The 6,591-nt window shown below is 40.5% G+C and carries 6 protein-coding genes; 5 read left to right on the top strand and 1 reads right to left on the bottom strand.

Annotated elements, in window-relative coordinates; genetic code table 11:
- Positions 1-140: 140 nt before the first annotated feature.
- From WKI42_RS09185 to WKI42_RS09175, 3 genes are read left to right on the top strand one after another with little or no spacing between them, the layout of a single operon-like run.
- A complete protein-coding gene (locus WKI42_RS09185; protein ID WP_368081765.1) occupies positions 141-2,270 on the top strand; it encodes a Tex family protein in 2,130 nt (709 codons plus the stop codon).
- Positions 2,257-2,706 carry a SprT family protein gene (locus WKI42_RS09180; RefSeq protein ID WP_368081764.1) on the top strand — a complete coding sequence of 150 codons (450 nt, stop codon included), beginning with the start codon at positions 2,257-2,259 and terminating at the stop codon, positions 2,704-2,706. Before WKI42_RS09185 ends, WKI42_RS09180 begins: the two co-directional genes overlap by 14 nt.
- A 58-nt stretch (positions 2,707-2,764) precedes the next feature.
- Complete coding sequence (locus WKI42_RS09175) at positions 2,765-3,037, top strand: PspC domain-containing protein (RefSeq protein ID WP_001085044.1); 273 nt, start codon at positions 2,765-2,767, stop codon at positions 3,035-3,037.
- Between the two features lie 137 nt (positions 3,038-3,174).
- Here the strand turns inward: WKI42_RS09175 and WKI42_RS09170 are convergent, their stop codons facing one another.
- Positions 3,175-3,372 (bottom strand): hypothetical protein, encoded by a 198-nt coding sequence (locus WKI42_RS09170; RefSeq protein WP_368081763.1) that lies wholly within the window; start codon positions 3,370-3,372, stop codon positions 3,175-3,177.
- Positions 3,373-3,798: 426 nt separating this feature from the next.
- Here WKI42_RS09170 and WKI42_RS09165 point away from each other — a divergent pair, with 426 nt between their 5' ends.
- Both WKI42_RS09165 and WKI42_RS09160 read left to right on the top strand, forming a co-directional pair.
- A complete protein-coding gene (locus WKI42_RS09165) occupies positions 3,799-4,557 on the top strand; it encodes an ABC transporter ATP-binding protein (protein ID WP_000173372.1) in 759 nt (252 codons plus the stop codon).
- Position 4,558: 1 nt separating this feature from the next.
- Positions 4,559-6,547, top strand: coding sequence for an ABC transporter permease (locus WKI42_RS09160; RefSeq protein WP_368081762.1), 1,989 nt, complete (start codon positions 4,559-4,561; stop codon positions 6,545-6,547).
- Positions 6,548-6,591: the final 44 nt, after the last annotated feature.

The following is a 6,591-nucleotide window of genomic DNA, read 5'->3' as shown; positions in this document are numbered from 1 at the left end:
TGCTGACTTCGTCAGTCTTATCTACTACCTCAAAACGGTGTTTTGAGCAACCCGTGGCTGGCTTCCTAGTTTGCTTTTTGATTTTTATTGAGTATAAAAAGGATTGGAGAAAGCCTTTCAGCTTGTGGTATAATAGATTTATGGATAAAAAATATGAAAAAATATCCCAAGATTTGGGAGTGACGTTAAAGCAAATTGATACCGTTCTAAGTTTGACAGCTGAAGGGGCGACTATTCCCTTTATCGCGCGTTATCGTAAGGACATGACTGGTAGTCTGGATGAGGTGGCGATTAAGGCCATTATTGACTTGGATAAAAGTCTGACTAACCTCAACGACCGTAAGGAAGCTGTCTTGGCTAAAATTCAAGAACAAGGCAAGTTGACAAAGGAGTTGGAAGAAGCAATCTTAGCAGCCGAAAAACTAGCAGATGTTGAAGAGCTCTATCTTCCATACAAGGAAAAGCGTCGAACCAAGGCAACTATTGCCCGTGAAGCCGGACTATTCCCACTTGCTCGCTTGATTTTGCAGAATGTAGCTGATTTAGAAAAAGAGGCTGAAAAGTTTGTCTGTGAAGGATTTGCGACTGGTAAGGAAGCATTGTCTGGTGCAGTTGATATTTTGGTTGAAGCCTTATCGGAAGATATGACCTTGCGTTCCATGACTTATCAAGAGGTGCTGAGACACTCTAAACTCACTTCTCAAGTCAAGGATGAAAGTCTTGATGAAAAGCAGGTTTTTCAGATTTATTATGATTTTTCAGAGACGGTTGGAAATATGCAGGGTTATCGTACCTTGGCTCTCAATCGTGGGGAGAAGCTAGGTGTCTTGAAGGTCGGTTTTGAACATGCGACGGACCGTATCCTTGCCTTCTTTGCTGCTCGTTTCAAGGTAAAAAATACCTATATAGATGAAGTTGTTCAGCAATCTGTTAAGAAAAAAGTCTTACCTGCTATCGAGCGCCGTATTCGGACAGAATTAACTGAAAAAGCAGAAGAAGGAGCTATTCAACTCTTTTCTTACAACCTGCGGAATCTCCTCTTGGTTGCTCCACTGAAAGGGCGTGTGGTTCTTGGATTTGACCCAGCCTTTCGTACAGGAGCAAAGCTAGCTGTCGTTGATGCAACAGGAAAAATGCTGACAACTCAGGTCATTTATCCTGTCAAACCAGCATCAGCTCGTCAAATCGAAGAAGCCAAGAAAGATTTGGTGGACTTGATTGGTCAATACGGTGTAGAGATTATTGCCATCGGAAATGGAACTGCCAGTCGTGAAAGTGAAGCTTTTGTAGCGGAAGTTCTTAAAGATTTTCCAGAAGTCAGCTATGTTATCGTCAATGAAAGTGGCGCTTCGGTCTATTCTGCCAGTGAATTAGCCCGTCAGGAATTTCCAGACTTGACCGTTGAAAAACGCTCTGCCATTTCTATTGCCCGTCGCTTGCAAGATCCCCTTGCTGAATTGGTCAAAATCGATCCTAAGTCAATCGGCGTTGGTCAATACCAGCATGATGTCAGTCAGAAGAAATTGTCTGAAAGTCTAGACTTTGTCGTGGAGACCGTGGTGAACCAAGTTGGTGTCAATGTCAATACGGCCAGCCCAGCTCTTCTTTCACACGTAGCTGGACTCAATAAAACCATCTCTGAAAATATTGTCAAATACCGTGAAGAAGAAGGAAAAATCACTTCACGCGCCCAAATCAAGAAAGTTCCTCGTCTGGGAGCCAAGGCCTTTGAGCAGGCTGCTGGTTTCCTTCGTATCCCTGAAAGTAGCAATATCCTTGATAATACAGGAGTTCACCCAGAAAATTACGCTGCCGTTAAGGAACTTTTCAAACGTTTGGATATTACAGACTTGAATGAAGAAGCCCAAAGTAAACTCAAGTCCCTTTCAGTCAAAGAAATGGCGCAAGAGTTAGACCTTGGTCCAGAAACTCTTAAAGATATTATTGCAGACCTTCTCAAACCAGGTCGAGATTTCCGTGATTCCTTTGACGCACCTGTACTTCGCCAAGATGTCCTAGATATCAAAGACTTAGTGGTTGGTCAGAAGCTAGAAGGTGTGGTGCGTAACGTCGTTGACTTTGGTGCCTTCGTTGACATTGGGATTCACGAGGACGGCTTGATTCATATTTCCCACATGAGTCGTAAATTTATTAAACATCCCAGCCAAGTGGTGTCAGTCGGAGATTTGGTGACCGTTTGGGTCAAGAAAATTGATACTGAACGTGAAAAAGTCAATCTGTCGCTCCTGGCTCCAAATGAAACTGACTGATTACGTCAAGCAGGTTTCACTAGAAGACTTCGGCAGACCTTTTATCCATCAAGCTCAGTGGAATTCTCGTCTACGTTCGACAGGTGGGCGATTTTTCCCCAAAGATGGGCATCTGGATTTTAATCCCAAGGTTTATCAGGAACTGGGTCTGGATGTTTTTAGGAAAATTGTCCGCCATGAACTCTGTCATTATCACCTCTATTTCCAAGGGAAGGGCTATCAACATAAGGATCGGGATTTTAAGGAACTTTTGAAAGCAGTGGATGGATTACGGTTTGTACCATCCTTACCCAATAGCAACTCTAACCCAATCAAGCTCTATCGTTGCCAATCCTGCCAGCAAAGGTATCAGCGCAAGAGAAGGATTGATACCAAACGCTATCGCTGTGGACTTTGTCGAGGTAAATTGCTTCTGATAAATCAGCCTGAGGACTGATGAAAGCCTAGCCTACCCGTGATATACTATGACTAACCTAGCAGAAAGAGGAAATATCATGAACAGTAAATTTTATAAAATGAGACGAAATCGCATGATTTCAGGAGTTTTGGCAGGTCTGTCAGACAAGTGGAACTTTGATGTTACCCTTGTTCGTTTCTTGTTTGCCATTTTTACAGTTGCAAACTTTGGACTTGGCGTGATTATCTATATCATCCTAGCTTCTATCATGCCAACCAAGGAAGAAATCGAAGCAGAAATGTACGGAACAGGCCCACGTAAACGCAAAGAAGCCCAAGCCATTGACGACAATGAAGGCTGGTTTTGGTGAGGTTCTACAAAAGATTTGGAATAGGCAAAAAGCTTTAAATCAATAGTCTAAACTGCTTGATTTAAAGCTTTTTTACTTTTAATAATATTTCGCCAGTCTCATCTGTAAACTAAAAATATTATTTTGAACTTAGATTTCTAATCTGATTTTTCATGCTGAGAGAAAACTGTTTTTGAAAAATGGTGGATGCTGATAACAACTGATAACCAGCAAATAGCATAAGCAGTAGCTGTAAATTCTGTACCGATAAAGTATGTTTTTTCAACTAAGAGCTGACCGATGAATGGAGAGAGCAGATAGAGAAGTCCGATGAGTATATGTTCTTTATGTTTCATTAAAGCGCACCTTCTTTCCTTATAGGTAGAACGACTTGCAAGTGTTAAATTTAATGGTATGTTATCTAGGTAAGCTTACTCAAATGATAGTTCCGCTTCCTCCTTTCCAAAGTAAGCCTTTTCACACTTATATTTTACAATTTTAAAAATAGAAAATCAAATCATTTTATAAGTAATTTTGCCTACATTTCCCCCAATCTTACAAAAATGTAAGATTAAAGTCTCTTTTGTAAGGTTAGGTTATGGCAAGCGGTCTTTTTTTGATGTAAACTAGACTCATAAAGAACAAAGGAGTAACATCATGAAACAAATCTTACAGAAGAAAACAAGAAAACCAAGTCACAAAGAAATCGAGCGCGTTCAGCTAGGATGCGCTATGATGCAAGCAACATTTCATTTGATGGGATATTAAGAAAGGAGATTCTCATGACACTTTTAGATGTAAAACACGTTCAAAAAATTTATAAAACTCGTTTTCAGGGCAACCAAGTAGAGGCCCTCAAGGATATTCACTTTACCGTAGAAAAGGGAGACTACGTTGCCATCATGGGTGAGTCTGGTTCTGGTAAATCAACTCTTCTCAATATTCTAGCTATGCTGGATAAACCAACTCGTGGGCAGGTTTACTTAAATGGAACGGACACCGCAACCATTAAAAATTCACAGGCTTCTAGCTTCCGTCGTGAAAAGTTGGGCTTTGTCTTTCAAGACTTTAACTTACTAGATACTCTGTCTGTTAAGGACAATATCTTGCTTCCCTTAGTTTTATCAAGAAGACCTATTACGGAGATGATGAAGAAATTGGTGGTGACAGCTGAGAATCTAGGCATCAACCAATTGCAAGAGAAGTACCCTTACGAGATTTCAGGTGGGCAAAAACAGCGTGTAGCAGTAGCCCGCGCCATCATCACAGAACCTGAAATTCTCCTTGCGGACGAGCCAACAGGAGCCCTTGATTCCAAGTCCTCTGCAGCCTTACTTGATGTCTTTGATGAAATCAATGAGCGCGGTCAAACCATTCTCATGGTAACCCACTCCACAGCAGCAGCTAGCAGAGCTAAGCGTGTGCTCTTTATCAAAGACGGCATTCTTTACAATCAAATCTACCGTGGAGAGAAGACAGAACGTCAGATGTTCCAAGAAATTTCTGATACCTTGACTGTCATGGCAAGCGAGGTGAATTAGTATGTTTCGATTAACCAATAAGTTAGCGGTATCGAACTTGATTAAAAACCGCAAACTCTACTATCCTTTTGCGTTGGCTGTTCTCTTGGCAGTCACAGTGACCTATCTCTTTTACTCTCTAACCTTTAATCCTAAGATTGCGGAAATTCGTGGAGGAACAACCATTCAGGCTACACTTGGATTTGGTATGTTTGTCGTCACCCTTGCGTCAGCTATTATCGTCCTCTATGCCAATAGTTTTGTCATGAAGAACCGTTCCAAGGAACTAGGAATTTATGGCATGTTGGGCTTGGAGAAGCGTCATCTTATCAGTATGACCTTTAAGGAGTTAGTGGTATTTGGGATTCTAACTGTTGGAGCGGGTATCGGTATTGGAGCCTTGTTTGACAAGTTAATTTTCGCTTTCTTGCTCAAACTGATGAAATTGAAGGTTGAGCTGGTCGCTACCTTCCAAATGAATGTTGTCATTGCAGTACTTCTTGTCTTTGGATTGATTTTCCTAGGCCTCATGTTCCTGAATGCCCTTCGAATCGCCCGTATGAATGCCCTTCAGCTCTCTCGTGAGAAAGCAAGCGGAGAGAAAAAAGGTCGTTTCCTACCTCTCCAAACGATTCTTGGTTCGATTAGTTTAGGGATTGGCTATTATCTTGCCCTTACGGTAAAAGATCCTCTTACAGCCTTAACAACCTTCTTCATAGCTGTTTTACTGGTTATCTTTGGTACCTATCTTTTGTTCAATGCAGGGATTACCGTTTTCCTTCAAATCTTAAAGAAAAACAAGAAATACTATTACCAACCTAATAACCTCATCTCTGTTTCCAACTTGATTTTCCGTATGAAGAAAAATGCGGTGGGCCTTGCAACTATTGCTATTTTGTCAACAATGGTCTTGGTAACCATGTCAGCAGCGACAAGCATTTTCAATTCCGCAGAATCCTTTAAAAAAGTTCTAAATCCTCATGATTTTGGAGTTTCAGGGCAAAATGTTGAAAAAGAAGACTTGGACAAACTCTTGAGCCAGTTTGCAAGTGACAAAGGTTATAAGATTAAAGAGAAAGAAGTGATTCGTTACACTTACTTTGGTGTTGCGGCCCAAGAAGGAAATAAGTTAACCCTTTTTGAAAAAGGACAAAATCGTGTCCAACCCACAACAGTTTTCATGGTATTTGACCAAAAAGATTATGAAAATATGACTGGTCAAAAACTGTCTCTATCAGGAAATGAGGTCGGACTCTTTGCAAAGAATGAGGGAGTTAAAGAACAGAAAACTCTAACTCTGAATGATCATCAATTTTCTGTCAAAGAAGAATTTAATACAGATTTTATTGTCAACCATGTCCCAAATCAGTTTAATATTTTGACTGCTGATTACAATTACCTTGTTGTACCTAATTTACAAGCCTTTTTGGATCAATTCCCAGATTCGGCTATCTATAATCAGTTTTACGGTGGCATAAATGTAAATGCCAGTGAAGAAGAACAACTCAAGGTCGCTGAGGAGTATGATAAATACCTCGATCAATTTAATGCTCAATTAAACACTGAAGGTAGCTATGTTTATGGTAGTAATTTATCAGATGCTAGTACTCAGATGAGTGCCCTATTTGGTGGTGTCTTCTTTATCGGTATTTTCCTATCCATTATCTTTATGGTCGGAACCGTTCTGGTCATCTACTACAAACAAATTTCTGAAGGCTACGAAGACCGTGAGCGCTTTATTATCTTGCAGAAAGTCGGTTTGGATCAAAAGCAAATCAAGCAAACCATCAACAAACAGGTTTTAACTGTATTCTTCCTTCCTTTGCTCTTTGCCTTCCTACATCTAGCCTTTGCCTACCATATGCTTAGTCTGATTTTAAAAGTAATTGGTGTACTGGATACGACTATGATGTTGACTGTAACCTTGTCTATCTGCGCTATCTTCCTCATCGCCTATGTGCTGATTTTCATGATTACTTCAAGAAGCTATCGCAAGATTGTGCAAATGTAAAAAAAGATACCTCGACTTCAGAATCGAGGTATTTTTTGTGTTTT

Source organism: Streptococcus pseudopneumoniae (genome assembly GCF_038148935.1).
In the GTDB taxonomy this organism is placed as follows: Bacteria; Bacillota; Bacilli; order Lactobacillales; family Streptococcaceae; genus Streptococcus; species Streptococcus pseudopneumoniae_U.
Note: the sequence above shows the minus strand (reverse complement) of the source record. Positions and strands in the feature narration are given on the sequence as shown.